Source organism: Amycolatopsis endophytica (genome assembly GCF_013410405.1).
Lineage (GTDB): Bacteria > Actinomycetota > Actinomycetes > Mycobacteriales > Pseudonocardiaceae > Amycolatopsis_E > Amycolatopsis_E endophytica.
The window spans coordinates 1,543,974-1,569,555 of record NZ_JACCFK010000002.1 but is presented as its reverse complement, the minus strand read 5'-3'; the positions used below and the strand labels follow the sequence as shown (position 1 = coordinate 1,569,555).

General features: G+C 71.9%; 25 protein-coding genes. 6 read left to right on the top strand and 19 right to left on the bottom strand.

Features of this window, described 5'->3' with window-relative positions; all coding sequences use genetic code 11:
* Positions 1-151: 151 nt before the first annotated feature.
* Positions 152-526 (top strand): VOC family protein, encoded by a 375-nt coding sequence (locus HNR02_RS33025; protein WP_179777519.1) that lies wholly within the window; start codon positions 152-154, stop codon positions 524-526.
* A 33-nt stretch (positions 527-559) separates the two neighbouring features.
* Here the strand turns inward: HNR02_RS33025 and HNR02_RS33020 are convergent, their stop codons facing one another.
* Positions 560-1,441 carry an NAD-dependent protein deacetylase gene (locus HNR02_RS33020; protein WP_179777518.1) on the bottom strand — a complete coding sequence of 294 codons (882 nt, stop codon included), beginning with the start codon at positions 1,439-1,441 and terminating at the stop codon, positions 560-562.
* Between HNR02_RS33020 and HNR02_RS33015 the strand changes: the two genes are divergently transcribed.
* Entirely contained in the window at positions 1,359-1,853 is a 495-nt protein-coding gene (locus tag HNR02_RS33015; RefSeq protein WP_179777517.1) for a DinB family protein, read from the top strand. The genes HNR02_RS33020 and HNR02_RS33015 overlap by 83 nt on opposite strands.
* On the opposite strand, the gene HNR02_RS33010 is transcribed toward HNR02_RS33015, so the two are convergent.
* Together HNR02_RS33010 and mftD are read right to left on the bottom strand one after the other, a co-directional pair.
* Positions 1,843-3,735, bottom strand: coding sequence for an MFS transporter (locus HNR02_RS33010; protein ID WP_179777516.1), 1,893 nt, complete (start codon positions 3,733-3,735; stop codon positions 1,843-1,845). The two genes, HNR02_RS33015 and HNR02_RS33010, sit on opposite strands and share 11 nt — an antisense overlap.
* 752 nt (positions 3,736-4,487) lie before the next feature.
* Positions 4,488-5,666, bottom strand: a complete 1,179-nt coding sequence (mftD, locus tag HNR02_RS33005) for a pre-mycofactocin synthase MftD (RefSeq protein ID WP_179777515.1) — start codon at positions 5,664-5,666, stop codon at positions 4,488-4,490.
* Positions 5,667-5,827: 161 nt separating this feature from the next.
* Between mftD and HNR02_RS33000 the strand changes: the two genes are divergently transcribed.
* A complete protein-coding gene (locus tag HNR02_RS33000) occupies positions 5,828-6,187 on the top strand; it encodes an STAS domain-containing protein (RefSeq protein ID WP_179777514.1) in 360 nt (119 codons plus the stop codon).
* A gap of 3 nt (positions 6,188-6,190) precedes the next feature.
* On the opposite strand, the gene HNR02_RS32995 is transcribed toward HNR02_RS33000, so the two are convergent.
* The 8 genes from HNR02_RS32995 to HNR02_RS32960 all read right to left on the bottom strand — a co-directional run bounded on the left by HNR02_RS32995 (position 6,191) and on the right by HNR02_RS32960 (position 13,537).
* Positions 6,191-7,294 (bottom strand): FAD-dependent oxidoreductase, encoded by a 1,104-nt coding sequence (locus HNR02_RS32995; RefSeq protein ID WP_179777513.1) that lies wholly within the window; start codon positions 7,292-7,294, stop codon positions 6,191-6,193.
* Complete coding sequence (locus tag HNR02_RS32990) at positions 7,291-7,974, bottom strand: TetR/AcrR family transcriptional regulator (RefSeq protein WP_179777512.1); 684 nt, start codon at positions 7,972-7,974, stop codon at positions 7,291-7,293. Before HNR02_RS32990 ends, HNR02_RS32995 begins: the two co-directional genes overlap by 4 nt.
* Before the next feature lie 176 nt (positions 7,975-8,150).
* Positions 8,151-8,999, bottom strand: coding sequence for a helix-turn-helix transcriptional regulator (locus tag HNR02_RS32985; RefSeq protein ID WP_179777511.1), 849 nt, complete (start codon positions 8,997-8,999; stop codon positions 8,151-8,153).
* 13 nt (positions 9,000-9,012) lie between these two features.
* On the bottom strand, positions 9,013-10,242 hold the full coding sequence (locus HNR02_RS32980) for a cytochrome P450 (protein WP_179777510.1): 1,230 nt from the start codon (positions 10,240-10,242) through the stop codon (positions 9,013-9,015).
* Positions 10,239-10,421 carry a cytochrome P450 gene (locus tag HNR02_RS36920; RefSeq protein ID WP_376772993.1) on the bottom strand — a complete coding sequence of 61 codons (183 nt, stop codon included), beginning with the start codon at positions 10,419-10,421 and terminating at the stop codon, positions 10,239-10,241. The genes HNR02_RS32980 and HNR02_RS36920 overlap by 4 nt, the downstream gene beginning before the upstream one ends.
* Positions 10,355-11,206, bottom strand: a complete 852-nt coding sequence (locus HNR02_RS32970) for a cytochrome P450 family protein (RefSeq protein ID WP_179777508.1) — start codon at positions 11,204-11,206, stop codon at positions 10,355-10,357. Before HNR02_RS32970 ends, HNR02_RS36920 begins: the two co-directional genes overlap by 67 nt.
* Positions 11,206-12,516, bottom strand: a complete 1,311-nt coding sequence (locus HNR02_RS32965; protein ID WP_179777507.1) for an MFS transporter — start codon at positions 12,514-12,516, stop codon at positions 11,206-11,208. The genes HNR02_RS32970 and HNR02_RS32965 overlap by 1 nt, the downstream gene beginning before the upstream one ends.
* An 82-nt stretch (positions 12,517-12,598) precedes the next feature.
* Positions 12,599-13,537: a PaaX family transcriptional regulator gene (locus HNR02_RS32960; RefSeq protein ID WP_179777506.1), complete on the bottom strand. Its 939-nt coding sequence runs from the start codon at positions 13,535-13,537 to the stop codon at positions 12,599-12,601.
* Positions 13,538-13,643: 106 nt separating this feature from the next.
* Here HNR02_RS32960 and HNR02_RS32955 point away from each other — a divergent pair, with 106 nt between their 5' ends.
* Entirely contained in the window at positions 13,644-14,540 is an 897-nt protein-coding gene (locus HNR02_RS32955) for a poly(ethylene terephthalate) hydrolase family protein (RefSeq protein WP_179777505.1), read from the top strand.
* Complete coding sequence (locus tag HNR02_RS32950) at positions 14,537-15,844, top strand: alpha/beta hydrolase family protein (protein ID WP_218914359.1); 1,308 nt, start codon at positions 14,537-14,539, stop codon at positions 15,842-15,844. Before HNR02_RS32955 ends, HNR02_RS32950 begins: the two co-directional genes overlap by 4 nt.
* On the opposite strand, the gene HNR02_RS32945 is transcribed toward HNR02_RS32950, so the two are convergent.
* The 8 genes from HNR02_RS32945 to HNR02_RS32910 are packed head-to-tail and all read right to left on the bottom strand — an operon-like array spanning position 15,816 to position 24,398.
* Positions 15,816-17,255, bottom strand: coding sequence for an MFS transporter (locus HNR02_RS32945; RefSeq protein WP_312861263.1), 1,440 nt, complete (start codon positions 17,253-17,255; stop codon positions 15,816-15,818). The genes HNR02_RS32950 and HNR02_RS32945 overlap by 29 nt on opposite strands.
* The gene (locus tag HNR02_RS32940) at positions 17,248-18,480 is read right to left on the bottom strand and encodes a 2-hydroxyacyl-CoA dehydratase family protein (RefSeq protein ID WP_179777504.1); all 1,233 of its coding nucleotides are present in this window, start codon (positions 18,478-18,480) and stop codon (positions 17,248-17,250) included. The genes HNR02_RS32945 and HNR02_RS32940 overlap by 8 nt, the downstream gene beginning before the upstream one ends.
* Positions 18,477-19,490, bottom strand: coding sequence for a 2-hydroxyacyl-CoA dehydratase family protein (locus tag HNR02_RS32935; protein WP_179777503.1), 1,014 nt, complete (start codon positions 19,488-19,490; stop codon positions 18,477-18,479). Before HNR02_RS32935 ends, HNR02_RS32940 begins: the two co-directional genes overlap by 4 nt.
* Positions 19,490-20,728, bottom strand: coding sequence for a CaiB/BaiF CoA transferase family protein (locus tag HNR02_RS32930; protein WP_179777502.1), 1,239 nt, complete (start codon positions 20,726-20,728; stop codon positions 19,490-19,492). The genes HNR02_RS32935 and HNR02_RS32930 overlap by 1 nt, the downstream gene beginning before the upstream one ends.
* Positions 20,725-21,849 carry a CapA family protein gene (locus tag HNR02_RS32925; protein WP_179777501.1) on the bottom strand — a complete coding sequence of 375 codons (1,125 nt, stop codon included), beginning with the start codon at positions 21,847-21,849 and terminating at the stop codon, positions 20,725-20,727. The genes HNR02_RS32930 and HNR02_RS32925 overlap by 4 nt, the downstream gene beginning before the upstream one ends.
* Positions 21,846-22,631 carry an amino acid ABC transporter ATP-binding protein gene (locus tag HNR02_RS32920; protein ID WP_179777500.1) on the bottom strand — a complete coding sequence of 262 codons (786 nt, stop codon included), beginning with the start codon at positions 22,629-22,631 and terminating at the stop codon, positions 21,846-21,848. Before HNR02_RS32920 ends, HNR02_RS32925 begins: the two co-directional genes overlap by 4 nt.
* Complete coding sequence (locus HNR02_RS32915; protein ID WP_179777499.1) at positions 22,628-23,488, bottom strand: amino acid ABC transporter permease; 861 nt, start codon at positions 23,486-23,488, stop codon at positions 22,628-22,630. Before HNR02_RS32915 ends, HNR02_RS32920 begins: the two co-directional genes overlap by 4 nt.
* Positions 23,489-23,501: 13 nt before the next feature.
* Positions 23,502-24,398: a transporter substrate-binding domain-containing protein gene (locus HNR02_RS32910; protein ID WP_179777498.1), complete on the bottom strand. Its 897-nt coding sequence runs from the start codon at positions 24,396-24,398 to the stop codon at positions 23,502-23,504.
* 107 nt (positions 24,399-24,505) lie between these two features.
* On the opposite strand from HNR02_RS32910, the gene HNR02_RS32905 reads away from it, so the two are divergent.
* Positions 24,506-25,510, top strand: a complete 1,005-nt coding sequence (locus HNR02_RS32905) for a PaaX family transcriptional regulator (protein WP_179777497.1) — start codon at positions 24,506-24,508, stop codon at positions 25,508-25,510.
* The last annotated feature ends 72 nt before the right edge of the window (positions 25,511-25,582 follow it).

The following is a 25,582-nucleotide window of genomic DNA, read 5'->3' as shown; positions in this document are numbered from 1 at the left end:
CCGGACATTTCGAGGTAGTCTGACGGCGTGATCACCGGGACGGCCTCGCGCCACACACGGGAAGGCGATCCGGTGACGGTCTGATCGGCGCGCGTGGACCGCCGGGAGCAGTCGCTTCCGCGCTGTCCACCTACCGATCGAAAGGACTTTTTTGACCGTCACCTTCAATCACACCATCATCGCCGCCAAGGACCGTCACGAATCGGCCCGCTTCTTTCGTGAGCTGCTGGAGCTCGGCGAAGCGCCGTCGTGGGGTCCGTTCGTCAACATTCTGCTCGACGAGGGTGTGCTGCTGCAGTTCGCCGAACCGCCGGTGGAGATCCAGATGCAGCACTACGCGTTCCTGGTCGACGACGAGCTGTTCGACCGCGCCTACGGGCGGATCGTCGAGCGCGGCGTCGAGCACTGGGCCGATCCGCGGGCGACCCGGCCCGGCGAGATCAACCACGAGCACGGCGGGCGGGGCGTCTACTTCAAGGATCCGGCCGGGCATGCGATCGAGCTGATCACGCGCCCCTACCTGTAGCGAGCGGCGGCCACGGATCGGATTCCGGCGCGACTACCGGTCCGTGGCCATCCGTGAGGTGAGGTCCGTCAGCGCCCGGCCCAGCGGCCGGTCCACGCGCACGCTCGCGTACTTGTCGCCCCGCGTGGGGCCCTGGTTGATGATCGCCACGGGCTTGCCCGCTTCGGCGGCGCGCCGGACGAACCGCAGGCCGGACATGACCGTCAGGGAGGAGCCGAGCACCAGCAGCGCGGAGGCGTCGTCCACCAGCCGGTAACAACGGTCCACTCGGGACGGTTCGACGTTCTCGCCGAAGAACACCACGTCCGGTTTCAGCACGCCGTCGCAGTACGGGCACGGCACCACCCGGAAGCCGCGCACGTCGGCGTCGGCCAGGTCGGCGTCGCCGTCCGGATTGACGCGGGTGGTGGTCGCCGAGAAGCCTGGGTTCGCGGCACGCAACCGGTGGTCCAGCTCCTCGCGCGGGCTGGTGCCGCGGCAGGACAGGCACACGACACGGTCGAGGCTGCCGTGCAACTCGATGGCGTCCGCGGTGCCCGCGGCGTGGTGCAGACCGTCGACGTTCTGCGTGATCACGCCGTCCACCAGCCCGGCCGCCCGCAGGGTGGCGACGGCGCGGTGGCCGTCGTTCGGGTGCGCGCGGGCGATCGTGCGCCAGCCGAGGTGGCTGCGGGCCCAGTACCGGCGCCGCGCGTGCTCGGCGCCGACGAACTCCTGGTACGTCATCGGGGTGTGCCTGCGCAGGCTGCCGGACGCGCCGCGGTAGTCCGGGATCCCGGACTCGGTGGACAGCCCGGCGCCACTGAGGACGACGACACCGCCCGCGCCGACGATGGCCGCCACGTCGTCGAGGCTGGTGGTGCGGGGCAATGGCTCGCCGGAGGGGGTCCAGCTCAGGGTCGGTCGCGTCCGCACACTCCGAGTGTACGTGCGGAAAAGCGGTTGGCCGGTCGTGCGGGCGGTGGCACGATCCCGGCCAACCCGGTCCGCTGACCGGTCACGTCCGGTTCCGGTGCCGACGATCGCCTGGGTCACCTGGCACGTCGGCTGGTGGTGGAGCACCGCGCTGGACCACGCGCGGTGCCGCGCGCCGCGGCACCGCGAGGAGGTCGGCTGGCCCGGGGACGAGAACGCCATCCGCTGGTTGCGGGAGCTGCGCGACGAGTGGGTGGAGGTGCTGGACGGGCTGCCCGATCCCGGGGCACCGGCTGCGTTCCCGTGGCCGGCCGACGCCGGTCTCACGGTCGAGCACCAGGCCGCGTGGGTCAACGCCGAACTGATGAAGAACGTGGGGCAGTTGCGCCTGCTGCGTGCGGTCAGCGCGTGACGGGCACGTCGTCGGTGGCGGGGATCAGCGAGAACTCGCGCCGGACCACGCCGTCGGCGATGTGCACGGGCACGGCCGCGGCGCGGTAGCCGGGGCGGGCGACGGCGAGCGTGTAGCGGCCGGGCGGCAGTCCACCGAGGTCGAACGTGCCGTCCGCGCGCGTCCGGGCGCTGCCCGCGACCTCACCACACACGTCGGTGGTGACCAGCAGCGCGCCACCCACCGGGGAGCCCTTCGCGTGGACCGCGCCGCTGACCCGTCCCGCCGGGGACAGCGTGAGGTCCAGCTCGCCCGGTCCGGACACCGGCGCGGCCTCCGGCTGGTGACCCGCGGCCGAGCACACCAGGACGAACTCGCCGTCCGGCACGTTCAGCGAGTACCGGCCGGCGGCGTCCGTCGCGGTGGTGGCGGCCTGTTCGCCGGTCTTGCCGATGAGCGTGATCGCGGCGCCTTCCAGGACGTCCCGTGCGGAGCGGACGACACCGGTGAGCATGGTGTCCGCGGGGCGGGTGCGGCCGGGGATGAAGAACGCGACCAGCAGGCCGGCCAGGCAGGCGGCGAGACCGATCAGGAACGTCGCGCGGAACCCGTCGAGGCTCGGCACCGCCCGGCCGTCCAGGTCGATCGTCATGCCGGCGAGCACCATGCCGACCACCGCGCTGGAAGACGACGTGCCGATCGAGCGCATCAGCGTGTTCAGCCCGTTGGCCGCCGCGGTCTCGGTGGCCGGCACCGCGTTCATGATCAGGCTCGGCATCGCGGCGTAGGCGAGGCCCACGCCGGCACCGGCCAGACCGGAGAAGACCGCCATCTGCCAGCCCGCGCCCATCAGCGCGAGACCGGCCGCGTAGCCGACGCCGAGCACCGTGATGCCGCACAGCAGCGAGACCTTCGGGCCGCGCGCGGCGATCAGCTTCGCGGCCACCGGCGACATCGCCATCATCATCAGGCCCGACGGCGCGACGCACAGCCCGGCGACGACCATGGACAGGCCCAGCCCGTACCCGGTCGAGGTGGGCAGTTGCAGCAGCTGCGGCGGCACGAGCTGGGTCGCGTAGAGCGCGAACCCGACCGTGATCGACGCCAGGTTGGTGAGCAGCACCGGGCGCCGGGCGGTGGTGCGCAGGTCGACCAGCGGTTCGGCGGTGCGTAGTTCGAAGAACCCCCACGCCAGGAAGATCACGGCCGCCGCACCGGCGGACGCCAGCGTGCGGGTGCTGCCCCAGCCCCAGGTGCCGCCCTTCGAGATCGCCAGCAGCAGGCACACCAGACCGGCGGACAGGCCGATCGCGCCGGTCAGGTCGAACCGGCCCGGTGAGCGGACCGCGGACTCCGGCACCACGAACAGCACCAGCAGGAGACCGGCGAGGCCGAGCACGGCCGCGCCGAGGAACAGGATGTGCCAGTCGAAGTGCTCCGCCACCAGCGCCGCGACCGGCAGCGCGAACGCGCCACCGATGCCCAGCGACGAACTCATCAGCCCGACGGCGCCGCCGAGGCGTTCCGGGGGCAGCTCGTCACGCATGATGCTGATGCCCAGCGGGATCGCGCCGATCGCGAAGCCCTGCAGGCCACGGCCGATCATCATCGGCAGCAGCGCGGTCGTCAGGCCGCACACCAGGCTGCCCGCGACCTGCAACGTCAGCGCGACGAGCATCATGCGCCGCTTGCCGTACATGTCACCCAGACGGCCCAGCACCGGCGTGGCGACGGCGCCGGTGAGCAGGGTGATCGTGATGACCCACGCGGTGTCCGAGCTGGAGGCGTGCAGCAGCGTCGGCAACTGGGCGAGCAGCGGCACCATGAGCGTCTGCATCACGGCGACGACGACACCGGCGAAGGCGAGCACCGCGGTCAGGCGGCCGGACGACGGGGAGGACATGCGGCTCCGGAGATTCGTGCACGGACGGTTGCTCTGTGAAAGTACCGCCCGGATCGTCCTGCGCCGAGGGGTTTGTGATGGACTCGGACCGCATCCGACCGCGCTGTAACGCAGTTCAACGGACGCCCGACTGGTCAGGAAAGGCGCTCGGAGGTGCGGTGATGGAGGCGGGAACCACCACGTGGGGGCGCAGTCACGAACCGTTCTTCCACCAGCCGCAGACCACCACCCTCATCGAGAGGTCGTGGCGAACCTGCTGCGAAACGCGCTCTACCGGAACGCCCACTGGCGCGGTGGCGACTACACCGCCGCGATCGCTCAGTTGTGCAAGGAAAACTCGCCCTCGGTCAGCGGGTCACGATCGTCACCACGAACTACGATCAGTACCGGCAAAGCGTTACTGGACGCCGGTCAGGCCGTGCCCTGCTCGACATCGAGCCGGTTCTTCTCGATGTCGATGATCCACTCACGCAGCTCGTCGCCGGCGCCTTCGGGAAGTTCGCGCTGCACCTTCCTTGTCAGTGGGTGCGCTCACCGGCGATCCGTCCTCGATTCCCGTTCCGGCGAAGGTACCGCGCGTGGACACGAGGTTCCGTGCGTTCCACCGGTGTCTCGGTTCAGGTTAGGGTTTCCGGTCGTCTCGGTGCGGCGGCCGAACGGGTACGTCCGTAAGTCGCAGGGTGGCGGTGGCCGTTACGGAGTGGAAACCCCGGCGGCGGGCTCGTCCGCTCGAAGCCCGCCGCCGGGGTGGTTCAGCGGGGCACGCCCAGCGCGCGCTCGAAGCCCGGCGGGACGACCACGTCGTCGCGGGTCAGGTCGTGGATGGAGGTCTTGCCGAGGCCCAGGACGGCCGAGTCGATGCCACCACGCAGGATGTCCAGCACGTTTTCCACCCCGGCCTGGCCGTTGGCGGCCAGCCCCCACAGGTAGGCGCGCCCGATCAGCACCGCCTTCGCGCCCAGTGCCACCGCCTTCACCACGTCACTGCCGCGCCGGATGCCGCCGTCCAGCAGTACCTCGATGTCGCTCCCGACGGCGTCCGCGATGGAGGGCAGAGCGCGGATCGGGGCCGGGGTGCCGTCGAGGTTGTTGCCGCCGTGGTTGGACACCGAGATCGCGGTGACCCCGGCGTCGACGGCGCGCCGCGCGTCGTCCACCCGCATCACGCCCTTGAGCATGAACGGCCCGTCCCACTGCGCACGCAGCCACGCGACGTCCTCCCAGGTCGGCAGCGGCGTGCCCATCCACTCGCCGTAGGCGCCGAAGAACGTGGGCGCCGTGCCGCCGGGCGGGGTCAGGTTCGGCGTCGTCAGATCGGGCAGCTTCCGGGTCTTCGCGAACTGCCACAGCCATTTCGGCCGGGTGACGCCCTCCGGCGCGAACCGCGCCATCGCCTTGAGGTCCAGCTTTTCCGGGATGACCGGGCTGCCCCAGTCGCGGCCGTTGGAGAACGACCAGTCCAGCGTCATGATCAGCCCGACCGCCCCGGCCGCGCGGGCCCGTTCCATGCGCTGCACCAGCACGTCGCGGCTGCCCACCCAGTACATCTGGAAGAAGGTCTGCGGGTTGACCGCCGCGACCTCCTCGATCGCCTTGCTGGCGAACGAACTCAGGCTCATCGCGGTGCCCCGCGCCGCCGCGGCGCGCGCGACCGCCACTTCGCCCTCGGGGTGCACCGCCTGGACGCCGGTGGGGGAGATGACGACCGGAAGCGACACCGGCTGGCCCATCACCGTGGTGCTCAGGTCCCGCTTGTCGGACAGGCCCGCCACGTGCGGGGCGAAACCGAGTTCGGCGAAGGCCGCGGTGTTGTCGCCGACCGTCACGCCGCGTTCGGAGCCGGCGACCAGCGCGCCGTAGACGGACTTCGGCAGCCGCTTCTTCGCCCGCCGCTGCGCTTCGGCCACCGTCTCGAACCAACCGTTGGACATCGTCGTCACTCCCGAATCACCCGGTGCTGCGCCCGTCGCCGGTGAGGAACGCCATTTTGGCACCTGATGCCATATTAGGCCACAGTGCGCCACCGGACGCAAGACCGGAACATCCGGACAGTGGTCTTCCTGCCGTGGTGCGCACACGGTTGGATCGGACGGTGTCCAGCTTCGAACCGAGGGATCCGGTCGCCCACGTGGACGAGGCCGTGGAGGACCTGCCCGGCGCGACGCTCGTGCGGGTCAGCGGCGAACTCGACCACCTCACCGCGCCCGCGTTCGAGGCCGTCGCACTGCCCGCCGCGCGGCAGTGCCGGACGAGGCTGGTGATCGACCTGAGCGAGGTCGGATTCCTAACCTCGGCGGGGATCGCGGTCGTGCTGGCCGCGGGCACCGAGGCGCCGGGGCGGGTGCACGTGGTGGCGGGAACGGGCTTCACGCGGCGGTCGCTGGAGATCACCGGCGCCCAGGACGTGGTGCGGCTGTGGGACACGCGCGACGAGGCGCTCGCCGCGGACTGAGCCTCAGGCGGGCGTCAACATCTCCAGCAGCCCGGGCACCGGGTCCGGGCCGAACAGCAGTGTCAGGTTCTCCGCGGACCCGCGCGCCTCCTGTTCGGCGCGGGGGAACATCCGCTGCTCATAGGCGGCGAGCGCGGCTTCGGTGTCGCCGGGGTGCGCGAGGAGCGCCTGTGCCAGGTCGGCGCCGTCGATCAGCGCCAGGTTCGCGCCCTCGCCCGCGAACGGGGACATGAGGTGCGCGGCGTCGCCGAGGAGGGTCACCCCCGGCGTGCGCGGCCAGCGGTGGCCGACCGGCAGCGCGTGGATCGGGCGCGGCACCATCGCTCCCTCGGCCCCGGAGATGAGGGTGCGCAGCCGCGGATCCCAGCCGGCGAACTCGGCCAGCAGCGCGGCCTTCACCGCGGCGCTGTCGGCGTAGTCCACCTCCGGCAGGGACCTGAGCGCGACGTAGGCGTGCAGGGTGCCCTCCGGTTCCCGGTGGGTCAGCAAACCCCTGCCGCCGCCGAGGGCGAACATCACCCCGCCGCCGGCGAGCCGCGCGGTCTCGGGATACCGCCCGGACGGCACGTCGGTTTCCACGAAGGACACGCCACAGTGGACGGGAGTGGCGTCCGAAACCAGCGGCCGCACCTTCGACCACGCGCCGTCCGCGCCGATCAGCAGGTCGGTGGTGAACACGCGGCCGTCGGCGAGGGTGACCTCGTGCCGTCCGTCACCGAGCGGGCGTGCCCCGGTCACCTTGGCGTCCCAGCGGATTCCGGCCACCGAGTCCAGCAGGATGCGGCGCAGGTCCTGGCGGTTCACCTCGGGACGGCCGCCGTCGTCGCTGTCGTCGGCCAGCGCGACCGTCCCGTCGGGCCGGACGACCCGGGTCGCCTGACCGCCGACGTGCACCGCCGCGGCGAACTCGTCGTACAACCCGGCCGCGCGCAGGGCGACCTGGCCGGTCTCTTCGTGGATGTCGAGCATTCCGCCCTGGTCACGGGCGTCCGGGCCGGCGTCGAGGTCGAAGACCGCGGCGTCGATCCCGCCCAGGCGCAGGACCCGCGCCAGTGCCAGCCCGCCCAGGCCCGCGCCGATGATCGCGATCGAGTGATGTTCCGTCATGATCGGTTCCCCCTTCTGGATGTGTGGAGCGTGCCGTTGATCAGCACGTGAAAGGCCCAGCGGCGCCGTTCCGGCCCCGTACCGGACACCAGGTCGGATCCGAGCGCGGCGAGCCGCGGGTGTGTCCGGCCGGAGGCGGTGCGCAGTGCCTCGACGAGCGCGCTCTCTTCGTCCTCGGCGCCGGGCTCCCCGCGCCGGACCGAGTGCTCGGCCGCGGTCGCGGTGGCCGTCTGCAACAGCAGGTCGATGCCCCAGGCGGCCTGGTCGTCCGGCACGCCGCCCTCGTGCAGCAGCGCGAGCAGCGCCTCCAGCAGGTTCAGGTAGTTCCGGCCGGACGGGCGCGCCACCAGCGCCGACTGCGCCAGACCGGGGTGTGCGAGGAGCACGTCGGTGTAGGAGGAGAGCACGTCGACCAGCCGGTCCCGCCAGTCGCCGGATGCCCGCGCCGGGCGCAGGTCCACCGCCCCGAGCAGCTCGTCGAGCACCGCCGCGTGCAGTTCCGCGGTGTTGCGAACGTAGACGTAGAGCGATGCCGGGCCGGTGTCGAGCTCCTGCGCGAGCCGCCGCATGGTGACCCGCTGGAGGCCGTCGGTGTCCATCAGCCGGACCGCGGTGGCGACGATGCCCTCCCTGCTGAGGGCGGGTTTGGCCGGTCGTTCCCGGCGGCTGCGAGGTGGCATGAGCTCATCGTAACGAACATGTTCGTAACGAACAAGTTCGTCAGGTCACCCGGTCGGTCTTCCCCGGGATCACCCCGCCGGCCGTCACCTCGTCGGTGTAGGTGGCGGCCAAGGGCGTACCGGGCTGCTTGCGGCGCTTCTTGCGGATCAGCTCGAACGTGCCGGCGGCGGTACCGTCACCGTTGCGCGTGCGCCTGCCCGGCGGGCGCCAGCGTGGCGGAGGCGAGCAGCGCGAGCTTGTCGGCGTCGGTGCCCGGCTCGGGGTGGTAGATGGCCAGCATCTGACCCGCCGTGCCGCTGATGCTCAGCTTCTCCCGGTTGAGCGTCAGCTCGCCCACCTGCGGGTGGTCGAGGCGGAGCGGCTCGGGGACGCCCTGCCGGTCCCGCACGTCGTGCCGCGCCCACAGCTGCCGGAACCGGGAGCTGACCAGGGAGAGTTCGCCGACCAGCTCGATGGAGCGGGGATCGTCGGTGTCCGCGCCGACCGACCGGCGGAACCCGGCGACCAGCCCGGCGGTGACGGACTCCCAGTCCGGGTACAGGCTCTGCTCGGCCGGTTCGAGGAACACGTCGCGCAGCCGGTTGCCGCCCACCACGAGCCGCGGTGACAATGCCGTGGCCAGCGGATTGGCGGTCAGCACGTCGAAGTAGCGGCCCTCGACGAACGCGGGCAGCGAGAGCGTCGCCACGAGCTTGACGATGCCCGGCGGCACGGTCTCCTTGCGCGGCCGCCTCCGCGCACGCCGGGGCTTGCCGGCGCCGAGACCCAGCAGGTAGGCCGTCGCGTCGTCGTCGAGCCGCAGCACGCGGGCGAGGGACTCCAGGACCTGCGCGGAGGGGTTGCGGTCGCGGCCCTGCTCCAGGCGGAGGTAGTAGTCGGAGCTGATGCCGGCGAGCATCGCGACCTCCTCCCGGCGCAGCCCCGGAACCCGCCGCGTCCCCAGCACCGGCAGGTTCACCTGCTCGGGCGTGACGAGTTCGCGGCGGGCACGCAGGTACTCGCCCAGCGGGTTCCCCTCGGTCATGCCATCACGGTAATCACGACGAGGCGGGCGTGCCTGGTCCTCTCACCCCCAGGGACTCGAACTTCAGCGGCACCGACCGTGTGCCCCACTCCGCCCAGCGCGCCATCAGGATCTCCCCCGCCACGGAGAAGTCCGTGGTCGCGGCCAGCAGCTCGTCGAGCGTGATCACCAGCATCATGCGTGCCAGCGGGGCGCCCGGGCAGGCGTGGATTCCGGCCCCGAAGGGGATCGCCTCGCGCAGGTTCTCCCGGTCCAGCACGAAGTTCTCACCGTCGGGGAACACGGTCTCGTCCCGGTTGGCCGAGGTGTAGACCAGAGCGATCGGCTCGTCCTTGCGGATCAGCCGCCCGCCGATCACCACGTCCCGCCGCGGCGTGCGGGACATGCCGCGGTAGGGCGTGTAGAGCCGCAGGTACTCCTCGACAGCCGCCGGGATCCGCGACGGAGTGGTGCGCAGCAACGCCTGCAGTTCCTTGTCCGAGGCCAGGTGCGCGAGCATCGTCCCGATGAACACGCTCGGCGCGACCATCCCGGTCACCAGCAGCTGCCGCACGCAGCCGAGCACCATCTCGTCCGCGAACGGCTCCCCGCCGGGCCGCTCCGCGAGCAGAGCGCTGGTCAGGTCGTCCTCGAGCGGATGCCGGCGCCGCTGGTCGATGACCTCCGCCGCGATGCCGTAGAGGACCCGGCTGCCGCGCTTGACCTCCTCGTCGTCCACCACCTGGATCGCGCGCACGTACTCGGCGCTGATCTCCTCGATCCGCTCGGCCAGCTCGACCGGCAGGTGGAAGAACTCGGCGAACACGTGCGCCGGGAACACCCGTGCGTACTCCGCGGCCACGTCGGCGTCACCGCGGGCGACGAGTCCACCGAGGATCTTCCGGGCGTGCTCGCGGACGGCGGGTTCCAGCGCGTCCATCCTGCCGCGCGTGAAAAACCGGTTGATCACGCGGCGGTAGCCGGTGTGCTCGGGCGGATCGAGGTGCAGCGGCGGCCGCCGCCCGGTGAAGGCGAACTTGGGCACCACGTTCTGCACGCTCGTGGTGAACGTGTCGGTGTCGGTCAGGACCGCGCGCACGTCCTCGTGGCGGAACAGTGCCCAGAACCCGCCGTAGGTCGCACTCCGCGCGACCGGGCAGCGGGACCGCATCTCCTGGTACTGCTCGTGCGCGCTGGTGAATGTTTCGGGCGCCAGCGGGTCGAAGTCGTGCTCGCCCGGACGGGCGGGAACCGGCTCGCTCATCGGGTGGCCGCCCGCAGTGGCAGCGACCGCGGGCCGAACTCCGGCCGTCGGGTCATCCCGATTGGACCGTCCAGTGTGAACAGTGCCGTGCGGGACAGCAGTTCCTGCAGGGTCACGGTGATCTCCATCCTTCCCATGCCCGCGCCGGCGCACCGGTGCGGTCCCGAACCGAAAACGATGTTGTGGCCGCCCGGCCCTCCGGCGACGAACCGGTCCGGCTCGGGCAACGCCGCGGGCGAGGTGCGCGATGCAGCTCGCGATGGTGACGCTGGCACCGATCATCGACGCCTGGCAGCAGCTGCCGGATGGTGCCGACGACCAGCTCGTCCGGCAGCGGCTCACCCCCGTCTCGTGCCGCGAGCAGCGCGGACGGCGGGTCTTCGCCCGGGTCCAGCGGGTTCGCGCGCCGCCGCGCGACGAGTGCCCGCGCGATCTCGTACAGCTCGCCGCTGCCGCGCCGCAGGCCGTCGTCATCGCCGTCCTGGAAGGCGCGGTTGCAGGCATCGGCGGTGTCGCGGACCGCGCCGATCTCGGCGTCCGGGATGTTCATCCACCGCGCCATCGTGAAGCCGGGCACCCGGTAGGTCGGCTCGCACGCGTCGAACCGGCCGCGGGCCGCCAGTTCCGCGGTCAGGCCGCCGACCAGCGACCGGGCGTCCGGTTCCAGCGCCGCCGTGCGCTCGGCGCGGAACAGCGGGGCCGGCGCCCGCCGGTACACGGTGTGCTCGGGCGGGTCCAGGTGCGGCGGCGGGCGCCGCCCGGAGGCCCGGACCCTGGGGACGACGTTCCGCACGGAGTTGACGAACGGCGCCGGATCGGCCAGCACCCGCCGGACCTCGCGGTGCGCCAGCACGGCCCGGAACCCGCCGAACTCGGTGCCGTGCACGACCGGGGAGGACGCCCGCAGCCGGTGGTAGTGGTCGTGGATCGCGAACAGGTCGTGGTCGCCGAGCGGATCGAGCATCAGGCCCACACTTTTTGCGGCGTGGCAGTGACGGCGGTGGTGGTGCGCGGCAGCAGGCGGCGGCCGATCGTGCAGGCGGCGATCGCGGCCGCGGTCAGCGCGGTCACGTATGCGGCGACCATCCAGCCGCTGCCGGTGGCCTGCACCAGAGCGCTCGCGATGAGCGGGGTGGTGCCGCCGAGGATCGCGTCGCTGGTCTTGAAGCTGAACCCGGCGCCGGTGACGCGGTCGGCGGGGCGGAAGAGCAGCACGTAGATCGGCACCGACGAGATCACCATGCCGTTGACGGCGATCTGGCCGAGCGACAGGGCGACCACGACGAACGCGGGGTTGCCGCTGTCCAGCGCGGCGAACAGTACCCACCCGAGTACCGCCAGCGATGCCGCGCTGATCCGGTAGAGGCGGCCCAGCCCGATCCGGTCGACGCGGGGGAGCAGCAGGATCGCCGCGACCACGGCCAGGATCTGCGCGGTGGTGGAGAAGGTGAGCATGGTGGAGCGGCTGATCCCGGCGTGCGCGACGGCGTAGGACAGCGTGTAGGTGTTGAGCAGGTAGATGCCGGACACGGCGGCGCCGGCGATGAAGAACACCAGCGCCATCTGCCGCCCGTTGCGGCGGATCACCGACGACAGGTTCGGCCGCGCGTGCGTGGCGACCTCACGCCGGAACACCGGCGACTCGTCGACACCGAGCCGGATCCACAGTCCGGCGGCCACCAGCAGGGCGCTGATCAGGAACGGGATCCGCCAGCCCCACGAGACGAACGCCTCATCGGACAGGGCAGCCGACAGCGGCAGGACCGTGAGCGCGGCAAGGATCGACCCGATCGGACCGCCGACGCCGACCGCCCCGCCCCAGAACCCGCGCCGGTGCTCGGGCGCGTGCTCGACGGCCAGCGTGGCGGCCCCGCCCCATTCGCCGCCGACGGCAAGGCCCTGCAGCAGGCGCAGCACGGTGAGCAGGACGGGCGCCGCGACGCCGATGGCCGCGTAGGTGGGCAGCAGCCCGATGCACACGGTCGCCACACCCATCAGCAGCAGCGCGGACATGACCACGGTGCGGCGCCCGAAGCGGTCGCCGATGCGGCCGAAGATCAAGCCGCCCAGCGGTTTCGCGATGAATCCGGCGGCGAACGTGCCGTACGCCGCGAGCGTCCCGGCGGCCGGGCTCAGCGACGGGAAGAAGACCTTGTTGAGCACCAACGCGGACATGGTGCCGTAGATGCCGAAGTCGTAGTTGGCCAGGCAGGCACCCATCGGGCCGGCGAGCAGGGCCCGCGGACCGGCCGGGCGTGCGACGTCAGGGGACACGATGCCTCCACGCTGAGGACGGGGGAGAAGCTCCGTGCCAAAACGCTACAGCCTCTCGAACGAGAGGGCAATAATGCGTGGCCTATTGCTGGCCGAATGGGCCGGCCCAGTCGAGGTCGTCGTCCGGCGGGAACGCCTCCGGCTCCGCGGGTGCGCCACGGGTGATGTCGGTACTCGTGCGGTGGGCGGCCAGTTCGGCCAGATCCGGGGCGTGCGTCGCGACGATCTGCCGGAACCGCTGCTCGGCGACGGGGCCCAGCGCGTCGTAGATGTCCAGGAAGCGCCGTCGCGCGCGAATCCGCGGCCAGTCCACGGGCAGGAGCTCGCCGGGCAGGTCCGGGTCGGCGTCGGGGAAGGTGCGCCACTCGGTCATCAGCCGGGTGCGGCCGGCGAGCGCCTCCGCCGGCCCGGCCTCGCCCGCGGTCACACGCGCGTGCAGGTCGGCGTACCGGGCGAGGAAGTCCAGATAGGACTTCCGCAGCTCGTCCAGGTTCCAGGCCCGGAGCGGGTTCCCGGCCTCGGGTGCGTCCTCGGCGACCTCGGCGCGGGCGACCGTGGCCGTGCCGACACCCAGGGTGCGCAGGACCCGCAGGGCGTCGCCGGTGCGGTCCCACGGCGAGACCCACACGCCGTCGTAGAGCGGGCCGAACCCGAGCCAGCGCAGGCGGCTCCGCAGTGTCCGGCGGTCCTCTCGCTGCGCTTCGGGCACCGAGAACATGGCAAACGTCCAGCGGCCGTCCCACTTCCGGTCCTCGGCGCCGAAGTCGAGCAGGCGGCGGAGGTGGTTGATGATCATCCGATGGGTGCGTTCCGGGACGCCGTAGGCGGTCTTGCGGCCGTTCTTCGAGGTCACGACCAGGTCTCGGGCGGCAGCGCGCTGGATCGCCGCGCGGGCGGCGGACTCGGTCAGGCCGAACTCGCGCAGTAGGTCCACCAGCGCGGCGGAGGGCAGGTGTTCGCGCCGCCAGAACCAGTAGTCGCCGAGCAGGGTGCCCAGCAGGCGCTGCGCGGGTTCGCTCATGACGGAAGTCTAGAGGGCTTCCATTGAGCGACAGTTACCTTGACGGTCGTCTTGCAGATCGTTCATGTTGAGTTTCCCAACGAAGGGAAGGCGTCCTGTGAAACTCATGGGAAAGACTCTGGCGGCCGCGGTGGTGGCCCTGACGCTCACCGCCGCGACGGTGGGACTGGCGTCGGGATCGACGCCGGCGAACCGGTCCGCACTCGAGCGATTCCACTCCGTGGTACGGGAACCCGCCGCGAACACGCGTGACCTCGCCGCCGACTACACGATCTACCGCCCGGCCGGCACCGACGGGAAGCTGCCGGTGGTCGTGATCGGCAACGGCGCGTGCCGTCACCTGAGCAACAACGCCCTGCTCAGCGCGGAAATGCTGGTGGCAGCGCACGGGTTCGTCGTGGTGGCGGTGGGCGCGTTCGACGAGCCCGCGACCGACGAGAACGGCACCCCGGTGCCGGAGGTCCTGACCGACGGCATCACCTGGGCCGAGCGGGAGAACACCCGCAAGGGCAGCGATCTGCGGGGCCACCTGGACCTCGACCGCGTGGCGGTGGCCGGGCACTCGTGCGGCGGGCTGGAGGCGCTGGTCGCGGGTGCGGATCCGCGGGTCAAGTCGGTGGCCTCGCTCAACAGCGGGTTCTTCGCCGACGGGCGGTACGGCTACGGCCGGGAGGAGCTGGCGAAGTTGCACACGCCGGCCCTGTTCCTGGACGGCGGGCCGTCCGATGTGGCCTACGAGAACAGCCGGGCCAACTACGACCTGGCGACCGTCCCCGCCGTGCGCGCGAGCAACCCGGCCGCCGGTCACTCGGGCTTCTGGATCGGCACACGGGACAGCGACGCCGATCCGAGCATGCGCGAGGAAGGCGTCGCGGTGCTGGTGGACTGGCTGGACTTCACCCTCAACGGCAACCGGGCCGCCCGCGACCGGTTCCTCGGCTCGTGCACGCTGTGCACGAGCCGGGGCTGGGAGGTCGCCTCGAAGAACTTCCCGGTCCGATGAGGCGGCTCGCGCGCGCCCTGGTGGCCGCTGCCGTGCTCACCGGTCTGGTTTCCGCACCCGCCGCGGCCGGGCAATCGTCGCAGGTGCGGGGACAGCTGGCCGACGGGACGCCGTACCTGTTCGTCCAGCCGCAGCGGTGGAACGGCACGGTGATCGTCGGCCTGGACTTCGCCGCCGACGGGCTCGCGGATCCGCTCACCGCCCGGCTCGTCGATCGCGGCATCGCCGTCGGCGGCACCACGCGCACCGTGACCGGGTGGAACATCACCCAGGCCATCGACAACCAGGCCGAGGCACTGGCCCGATTCGAGGAGGCGGCCGGTCCCGCCCGCTGGGCGATCGCGTCGGGGCAGTCGATGGGCGGGTTCGTCTCGGCCGGAGCGGCGCAGGTGCATCCGGAGGTGTTCGACGCGGCCGTGCCCTTCTGCGGTGGGCTCGGCGGCGCGGTGGGGCAGTGGAACCAGAAGCTGGACACCGTGTTCGCGCTCAAGACACTGTTGTTCCCGGGCAGCGACCTGCCGGTGACCGGAATCCCGGCCGACGTCGCGGGCGCGCAGCAGGCGTGGATCGACGCGTTGGTCCGGGCCCAGGCGACGCCGGAGGGCCGGGCACGGATCGCGCTCGCGGGGGCGATCGGCCAGCTCCCGGAGTGGGGCCTGGCGCCGGACGGTTCGGAAACGCCGGTGCCGCGCACCGTCCAGGAGCGTCAGGAGGGTACTTACCTCGCGCTGGCGGGCGGCCCGTTGCCCTACGTCGGGCAGGCGATGAGCAGCAGGCGGCAGATCGAGCAGCTGGCCGGTGGGAACCCGTCGTGGAACACCGGCGTGGACTACGCGCGGCAGCTCGGCGGTGATCCCGCGGTACGGGAGCTGTACCGGCGGGCCGGGTTCGATCTGAGTGCGGACCTGGCCCGGCTCGCGGCGGCGCCCCGGATCGCGGCGGACCCGACTGCGGTGGACTACCTGCGCGAGGGCATCGTGTTCGACGGCGCCCTGCGGATCCCGGTGCTCACCGTGAGCGGGACCGGCGATCAGATTTCCACGGTGGCGCAACAGCAGTCCTACGGCGCGGTCGTTCGTTCGGCGGGCCACGCGTCGTTGCTCCGCCAGACCTACGTGGAGACGGCCGGGCACTGCACGTTCACGACCGGCGAGCAGGAGACCGCGCTGGAGGTGATGCTGTCCCGGCTGCGGACCGGGCACTGGCCGTCGACGTCGCCGCGGGTGATGGGCGGGCGCTACCTCCCGTTCACGCCCCCGGTGTTCAACCGCCCCTTCACCGCAGCGGCGTCTCCCGCACGGTGACGATCGCGGCGAAAGCCAGTGCGGCGAGGGGGATCGCGGCGAGGAAGGCCAGCCGGAGGCCGCCGGTATAGGTGAGGTGGACCGACTCGGCCAGCGCGGCGGGGAGCCGGGCGATCTGTTCGGGCGTGCCGAGCAGATCGCCCGGCAGGCCGGACCGCAGCCGGGACGAGATGACCGATCCGAAGGCCGCGACGCCGACCGCGCCGCCGAGGGTGCGGGCGAAGGTCGCCGCCGAACCGGCCACCCCGAGGTCGCCAGTGCCGACCGCGTTCTGCGCCGCCAGCACCAGGACCTGTTGCGTCATCCCGGTTCCCGCGCCCAGTACCGCCATCGCCGCCGCCAGCCACCACAGCGACAGGTGCGGCGTCAGCGGGGCGAGCATCACCAGGCCCGCCACCAGCAGCGCGCACCCGGCGGCGGGAAACACCTCCCACCGGCCCGACGCGACGACCCCTCGTCCCGTCACCACCGACGCCAGGATCATCGTGCCGATCTGCGGCAGCATCAGCAACCCCGCCGCCACGGCGTCGAACCCCCGCACCACCTGCAGGTACTGCGGCAGGTAGATGATCCCGCCGAACATCACCGCCCCGACCAGAAAACTCGCCCCGCACGCGGCGGCGAACGAGGGGATGCGGAACAGCCGGGGCGGCAGGATCGGGTCCGCCGCACGCCGCTCCCGGACTACCGCCGCCACGCCGAGCGCCACCACCGCGGCGCTCAGTGCCGCCGTCCACCAGGACAACCACGGCCACGCGCTGCCGGCCGCGGACAGCAGCAGCACCAGCCCGCCCAGCGCGCCTGCCAGCAACGCGCCGCCCGCGTAGTCCACCGGAGCGCGCGGTGCGGCGGGTACGTGGTGTGGCGCCAGCCGGACCAGCGCGGCGGCGAGCAGCGCGATCGGCACCACGCCGAGGAAACACCAGCGCCAGCCCCACGAGCCGACCACCAGCCCGCCCGCGAGCGGCCCGGCCACCGACGCCACGCCGAACGACATGCCGAACCAGCCGGTGTAGCGCCCGCGATCCCGTGCCGGGACCAGCCCGGCGACCAGCGCGTTGGACAGCGCCAGTACCCCGCCCGCCCCGGCGCCCTGCACGGCACGGCCCGCGATCAACCACCCCATCGCCGAGGCGGTTCCCGCGACGAGCGACCCGGCCACGAACACGCCGATCGCCGCCAGCAGCAACGGCCGCGGCCCGCGACGATCGGCGCCCTTGCCCCACAACGGAGTCGCGGCGGTCATCGCGAGCAGTGCCGCGCTCGCGACCCACGCCACCTGGTCCTGCCCGCCGAGCTCCCCGGCGATGGTGGGCAGCGCGATACCGGCGATGGTGTTGGTCAGGGAGCCGGCGAACAGTGCCACGAGGGCGCCGCTGAGGACGGCGGGCATCGAGAGCGGCTCAGCCACACACTTCCCGATCGAGCCAGTCACCCACCACTGCGCTGATGGCCTCCGGCGAACTCTGCCGCGCGTCGACGTTGTCGGCGTGCAGTTCCAGTACCGGAATGCCCGCCGCGCGCAGGGCGCGGGTCGTGAAGTAGCTGCCGCGGGCATCGTCGGAAACCAGGTGCACCACGCCGTCCACGCCGTGGTGCCGTGCCTCCTTCACGTACCACTCGGCCGACCACGGCGGCGTGTACAACTGGTCGGAGAAGGCCGCGAACCGGGCGGCCAGCGCCCGCAACGGGTCGTCGCCGTAGCGGAGGTAGCCGTCGGCGGCGATGGCGAGGTACATCGACCACACGAACACCGCGCCGTGGCTGTCCTGGAACCGCCGGTAGAAGTCCAGGTCGAACCACAGACCGCGGCCGATCCACATGAGACGGGCACGCTCGTCCGCGCACACCGCGGTGCCGCTTTCGACCCGGGCCGCGACCTCGTCGTGCAGGGCGCGGGCGGCGTCGCGGGCCCATTCGGTGCCGCGGTGCCACTGCGGCACCATGACGCTCGGGATGCTGTCGGTGACCGCGATCGGACAGGGCCGCGCCTTCGCGATCAGGTCCCGGGTGCGCCGGTTCCATTCCTGCTGCTCATTGACCAGAGCCATCACCTCGCCGAACCTGGTCTCGGAGAACACCAGCCCGGTGGTCTGCTCCAGAAACCGGATCAGGCCCTCCAGCTCCCCGGTCATCAGGTCGAGCCGGTCGCTGCCGATCGCCTCCTCCCACCGCCGCGGCATCAGCTCCCACCACCGCGTGGGCACGTCGTTCTCCGCCGCGCTTTCCAGCGGGTAGAAGGTGATGCCGGGCTCGGAGTCCCAGACGTCGAAGATCTTGCGGGACGCGTCGCCGGTGGTTTCGGCGAGCACGATGGACGGTCGGGGCAGCCCGCCCCAGGGCGCGTTCGCCGGATCGTCGTCGAACAGCGAGGCCAGCGAGGTCGAGCTGTACTGCTCGACGTAGTCCGGGTAGCCGCGTTCCCGCAGCAGGGCCAGGTAGTCCTGGGTGCGTCGCTTCGCCGCGACGATCGAGGCCCACCACTGGTTCACCACGTACGGGATGCCCATGGTGCGGAAGATTTCCTGCGGCGCGTCCGCGTTGACCAGCGCCAGCGGCCCGTCGTGGGCGTGCAGTCCGGCGAACCACTGCTTCTGGTACGCGGTGGCCGCGGAGGCCGAGGCGAGTCGGGTCATGACAGTTCCTTGATCGCGGTGCGTGCTTCGGAGGTGAGACCGCCGTAGGGCTGGCGTTCCAGGAGCACCGAGGGCAGGCCGGTCGCCTCGCGTTGCGCGGGGTAGTCCCAGGGTGGTGCGTCGTCGTGCTCGCGGACGTAGGAAATCAGCGCCCCGGCCCGGCATTCGCGCGCGGCTGCCGCGGTGTGGGCGGCACGGGCGCGGATCGAGGCTCGTGGCGCGGACGGCCCGTTGTGCTGGTACCGCTCGGCGAGCGCGAGTTCGGTGGGGGCGCCGACCTTTCGGTGCCACAGCAGGTCGCCCCAGTCGTGGTCCTCGCCGACGATCAGCATCCCCGCCTCCTCCAACGCCGCGTACACCTCGGGACTGTCGTGTCCGCTGCCGGTCAAAAACACCCGCATGCCCGGAACGGGCGGGTGCTCCTCGTCGAGCAGCGACTCCAGCAGTTCTGCCGCCCGCGTGGCGGGCAGTGCCGTCGTCTCGGCCACAGTGGACAGTGCTTTCGTGCCCGAAAGCCCGCCGCGCCTGCGCAGGGCTGCCATCTCGGTCAGCAGCCGTCGCAGCCGGTCGTGTGCCTCGATCGCCGCCGCCAGCCCCTCGTCGCTGATCAGTGAACCCGTCCAGGATTCCAGGGTGGCCCGAAGCTGACGGATCTTCGCCAGCACGTACCGCGTCGTCGTGCGGTGCGGCAGGTGCAGCACGTCGACCAGGTGCACCGGTGGCAGCGCCACCGCCGGATCCACCCGGCGCAGCTCACGCAACGCGTAGAACAGCCGCCCGGACGCCTCGCAGTCGCGCGACACCACCAGCCCGTCCAGGTGCCCGAACTCCCCGGCCAGCAGCCGGGACAGCAGCGACCGCACCGCCGGGTCGAGCCCGCGGCCCAGGTACCGGTCGCCGAGCGTGCGGTCCGCGCCGGGTCGCCCGGACAGCCGCAGCGGCCGCGCACCCGCCGCCGTGATCAGCTCCACCGGCACGTCCGCGCCCACGTACCCGATCACCGGTTCCATCAGATCACCGCGTCGGCGGCCAGCTCCGCGAGCTGTTCGGCGCTGTACCCGAGCCGCTCCCGGTACACCTGGTCGTTGTGCTCGCCCAGACCCGGTGCCGGGCGGTCGAAACCGGTGTGGGCGCCGGAGAACCGGATCGGCACGCCGGTCGCCGACAGGTCCGCGACCACGCCGTGCCTCGGGTGCGCCAGCGGCACCACCTCTTCGCGTTCCCGCACGAGCGGGTCACGCACGGCGTCGCGCGGCTCGCGCACCTCGGCCGCCGGAACCCCGTGCTGGGAAAACGCTTCCACGGCTTCGGCGACCGGTCGCGCCCGGGACCACTCGCGGATCAGCTCGTGCAGCTCGTCGGCGTGCCGGACCCGCTGGTCGCGGTTGTGGAACCGGGTGTCGTCGATCAGGTCCGGCCGCCCGATGGCGCGCAGCACGCCGTGGGCGAAGACGTCGGTCGGCGCGCACAACGCGAGGTGGCCGTCGGCGGCGGGCAGGATCCCGAACGGCGCCAGCCGCGGCACCATCGAACCGGTGCGCTGGGGGAGTCCGACCGCGTCGAAGGCGTCGAACGGCTCGCAGGCGACCAGCGAGGTGAGCGCGCCGAGCATCGACACGTCGACATGCTGACCCTCGCCGGTGTGTTCGGCCTGGAGCAGGGCCGACACCGTCCCGATCACCGCGAACAGCGGCGCCAGCATGTCGCCGACCGGCAGGCCGAACCGCACCGGGCCCTCGTCGGGCTCACCCGCGGTCATCATGACCCCGCTCAGCGCCTGGATGATCGAGTCCATCGCCTTGCCCGAGCCCGGCCCGCCCTGGGCGCCGAACCCGCTGATCGAGGTGTAGATCAGGCGCGGGTTCAGCTCGCGCACGGCGGCGTAGTCGATCCCGAGCCGCTTCGTGACGCCGGGGCTGTAGTTCTCCACGAGCACGTCGGCGTCCCGCACCAGGTCGGCGAACACCGCCTTGGCCCGCGGGTTCTTGAGGTTCAGCGTGACGCTCTGCTTGTTGCGGCCACGCACCAGCATCGACACGGACATGTCGTCCTCGCCGGTGCGGGCCAGCGACAGGCCCTCGCGGCCCAGGTAGGGCGCGTTGTTGCGGGACGAATCGCCACCGGTGGCGGGGTTTTCCACCTTGATGACCGTCGCGCCGAGCCCGGCGAGCAGGAGCGTCGCGTACGGGCCGGCCAGCGCCGTCGTGAGGTCGATGACGGTGCGCCCGGCGAGCGGCTGGTCGGTCATGACGTCCCTTCGATCGTGACACGGGTGCCGTGGGTGGTGAACCGCCCGTTCAGTCCGGCGGTCCGGGTGATCTGTTCGAGGTATTCGGTCACCCGTTCGCCGTCTCCGGTGCCGCCGCAGGGCACCGGCGCGCCGCGCTGGTCGATCCGGCACGGCACGAAGGCGGCCTCGGCGAGCCCGTCCCGGTCGAAGCCGAGCCACGCGATCGCGGTGTTGCGGCTTTCCGGGTGGAACGGGTAGGCGGGCATGTCCGGATCGGGCGCGAACCCGTACAGCTCCTTGCGCCGCTTCGACCACGCCTCCAGCTCCGCGCTGGAGCCGGCGCCCGGCGTGAGGGCGTGGGTGACGGTGACGAAGTTGCCCAGGCCGTGGAAGATCGGCTTGCCGCGGTGGGTTTCGATGCCGCGCATGATGTGCGCGTGGTGGCCGAACACGGCCTCGGCGCCCGCGTCGATCGCCGCGCGGGCGACCGGCTTTTCGTACATCGCGACCACCGCCGGGGTGTGCCCGACGCCCTTGTGCAGCGACACCAGGACGACATCGGCCTGCTCGCGCAGCGCCCGGATGTCGTCGGCCATCGCGTCCAGGCTGTCCGGGTCGGCGAAGGTGTAGATCTTCGGCGGCCCGCCCGGGCTGGCGTGGTCCAGCTCGTAGTGGGTGAGCACGTGGACATAGGCGCAGCCGTGCTTTTTCGACGTGGCCCAGGACTCGCGGGGCCCGACGCAGTTGTAGGAGAGCACGCCGACGCGCATCCCGCCGCGCTCGACGATCGCCGGGGTGCGGGCCTCGTCCAGGTTCGCCCCGGCGCCCGTGGGCAGCAATCCGGCGTCGCGGGAGTGCCGGATGGTGTCGGCGACACCGATGTCACCGGCGTCGCAGATGTGGTTCCCGGCGAGGGTGACGATGTCGAATCCCGCCTCCGCCAGCGCTTTCAGGGCTGCCGGATCCGACGGTGGGGCGGGGACGTCGGTGCTCTGGCTGACGGTCGTCGTCGAGTGCGGCACCTCGACCTGGCCGATCGTCACGTCGGCCGAGCGCAGCAGCTCCGCCGAGGGTGCCAGGTAGGACGCGGGATCGGGTTCGTCGAGGATCAGGTCCCCGACCGAGGCGATCGTGATCACGAAACACTCTCCATCGTCGCGTTGTGGCGGGCCAGGAAGGCGCGCAGCCGGGGCGTCCGCGGGTTGCCGAACAGCTCGGCGGGCGGTCCGGACTCGACGATCCGCCCGGCCTCCATGAACACGCAGCGGTCGGCGACCTCACGGGCGAACGCCATCTCGTGCGTCACCACGATCATCGTCATGCCCTCGGCGGCCAGGTCCCGCATCACGCCGAGCACCTCGCCGACCAGCTCCGGGTCCAATGCGCTGGTCGGCTCGTCGAACAAGGTGATGCGCGGGTGGGTGGCCACCGCCCGCGCGATCGCCACCCGCTGCTGCTGGCCACCGGAGAGCTGACGCGGGTAGTGCGCGGCGCGGTCAGCCAGGCCGACCCGCTCCAGCAGGTCCAGCGCCTCGGCACGGGCTTCGGCGCGGTCCCGCTTGTGCACGCGGACCGGGGCTTCGGTCACGTTGCGCAGGACGGTCATGTGGGGGAGCAGGTTGAACTGCTGGAACACCATGCTCATCCGCCGCCGTTGCGCGGCGACCCGCCGTGCGGTCAGCGGGCGCAGGCCGCCGCCCCGCCGCTCGTAGCCGAGCAGCTCGTCGTCGAGGTAGACCGCGCCGCCGTCGATGCTCTCCAGCTGGTGCACGCAGCGCGCCAGCGTGGACTTGCCCGATCCGGACGGGCCGATGACCACCACCACCTCGCCCTCGTGCACGTCGAGGCTGACGTCGTCGAGCGCGGCGTGGCCGCCGAAGGACTTGCGCACGTTGCGCACGCGCAGAACGGGCTCGGTCATGCGCTGACTCCATGTCCGCGGGAGAAGTGCCGTTCCAGACGGCGCTGGCCGATCGTGAGCACCGTGACCACCGCCAGGTACCACAGGCACGCGACGATCAGCATCGGCACGATCTCGTAGGTGCGGTTGTAGATCACCTGCACCGAGTGCAGCAGGTCGGCCATCGCGATCACCGAGACCAGCGCGGTGCCCTTGAGCACGCTGATGAACTGGCTGCCCGCGGGCGGGATGATCGTGCGCATCGCCTGCGGCAGCACCACGCGCACGAACGTCTGACCCGGGGTCAGCCCCATCGCGCGGGCGGCGTCACGCTGTCCACTGTCGACGGACAGCAGCCCGGCGCGGATGATCTCGGCGAGGTAGGCCGACTCCACCAGCGACAGCCCGATGATCGCCGCGGTCAGCGGGGTGATCACCAGGTTCGCGTCCCAGGAGGCGAACACCGGGCCGAACGGGATGCCGACCGACAACCGGGGCAGCAGGTAGGCCAGGTTGAACCAGAAGATCAGCTGCACCAGGGGCGGAATGCCGCGGAATACCCCGATGTAGACGGTGGCCGCCCAGCGCAGCGGTGCGAAGTCGCTGAGCTGGGCCGCGGCGAGCAGGCCGCCGACGAGCGAGCCGATCGCCATCGCGACCACGGCGAGCAGGACGGTCGTGCCGAGCCCGGCCAGCACGCTCGGGTCGAACAGGTACTCGGCGACGACGTCCCACTGGAAGCGGGAGTTGCCGATCAGGAACCAGGCGAGCTGGGCGACGACGACGGCCAGGACGAGCCCGGCGACCCAGCGCCAGGGCCGCACCCGGCGGCGTGCGTTGGCGACGTCGTCGGGCGGCGCCGCGGTGAGGGTTGTCATGGATTCTCCGTGGTCAGCGGGACGTGGCGACGTTGAGCAGCGGCTTGTCGACCGCGACGTCGGTCAGCCCCCACTTCTGCATGATCTGGCGGTATTCGCCGCTGTCGAACAGGGCCTGGAAGGCGTCACGCAGGACCGGTCCGAGCCCGCTGGTCTTCGGGACGAGCAGCGCGAGGTTGTCGGCGGTGGCGCCCTGTGCCTCGGTCTGGGTGACGTAGGTGTAGGCGTCCTTCTGCGCGGTGGTCACGTCGATGGCCGCGGCCTGCGTCATGCCGGCGGCGTCGGCGCGCCCGGACTGGGCGGCGAGCATCGTCGCGTTGGTGTTGTCCAGGCCGATCGTGGTGGTGGCCGCCCGGCCGCTGCTCGTGCAGTACTGGGAGAGCTTGTTGAGCTGCTCCTCGACGATGCTCGCGGACACGACGGCGACGCGCTTGCCGCACAGGTCGTCGACGTCCTTGATGCCCGCGGTCGAGCCTGCCGGGACGACGTAGGAGGTGCGGGTGGTCATCCAGGTCACCGAGTCGAACTGCTGCTCGCGTTCGGCGGTGGCCTTGACCGGGCCGTTGAACGCCTCGTAGCGGCCGCTGAGCATGCCCTGGAGCGCGGCGGGAAGGTTGCCGACCACCACGGTCTGCGTGCGCACGCCCAGTATCCGGCCCAGTGCGTCCTGGAAGTCCTTGTCGATGCCGGTGACGGAGGTGCCGTCGCTGCCGACCGTCCGGTACGGCGGGTGCGAGTCCCCGGCGAACCTCAGCACGCCGGAATCCTTGATTTGCTGCGGAAGGGCGTCGTGCAGGGCCGGCACGGCGGCGGCCGGCGCGGCGCCCGAGCCGGAGGATGCCTGGCCACAGCCGGTGGCGACGAGGAGCGCGGCCGCGGCGAGCGCGACGACGCGAAGTGTGGGGCGCATGGCGTATCTCCCTGCGTTGGGCCTTGCCAAACGGTGATGTTGTCGAAGTCGTGCACGAGCGTCGCACGAGATGTCGCCTATTTCAAGACCTGTGTCAGACTGGGGCCGTGACCGCGAACGAACCGGGCGCCGCGCTGCCCCGTCCCCAGAACGGCGCCGAGCCGCAACTGCTGCTCACCTCGCTGCTGGGAGACTTCTGGTATTGGCGGGACGAGCAGGTGCCCGCCACGGCGCTGGTCCGGCTGCTGGCCGATTTCGATGTCACCTCCGACGGCGCCCGTGCGGCGATGCGACGCCTGGCGGCCCGGGGTCTGCTCACAGTGTCGCGCAAGGGACGCACCACGGCCTACGGGATTCCGCCCCGCACGTCCGAGGTGATCATCGAGCGCACGCACCGGATGCTCACGTTCGGTTCGACGGCCCCGCGGTGGGACGGGCACTGGACGGTGGTCGCCTTCTCGGTACCGGAGCAGGACCGCGGCCTGCGGACCACGCTCCGCTCACGCCTGCGCGTGCTGCGGTTCGCGGCGCTCTACGACGGAGTGTGGGTGTCGCCGCACGACGTCGGTTCCGCGGCGCTGGAGGTGCTGCGTGACCTGGGCATCCGGACGGCGACCGTGTTCCGCTCGACGGAGGTGCCCGGCGGTTTCGCGGAGGGCAGCCCGGCGTCGGCGTTCGACCTGGAACCGCTCGCGAAGGAGTACCGCGGGTTCGCCGAACGGTACGAGCCGCTCCTGCGCAGCCTCGACAACGGGTTGATCGGGCCGAAACAGGCGATGCGCACGCGCACCGAACTGCGGGTCGACTGGCGCCACTTCCCCGAGACCGATCCCGACCTGCCCGCGGAACTGCTCCCCCCCGGCTGGGACCGGGCGCGGGCGCAGCGGGTGTTCGTGCAGATCTACGACCGGCTGGGCCCGCTGGCCGAGATCCGGTTCCGGCAGATCCTCGGTTCGGTCGCCCCGGAACTGGTCGAGTACGCCTCCCACCACGACTCCGCCACGGTCGCCGAACGTTTCGAGACGCTCGGGGACCGTCGTGCCCACGGCGACACACCGTTCGAGCAGGCAGCGGCGGCACGGCGCATCGCGGAGGCGGCGCGAGGCCGGTAACGTGCTGCCCTCGACCGGCTTCGATGCCCGCCGAGGACGTCGTTCGCCTGCTCGGCCCTCGCCTTCGGCGGC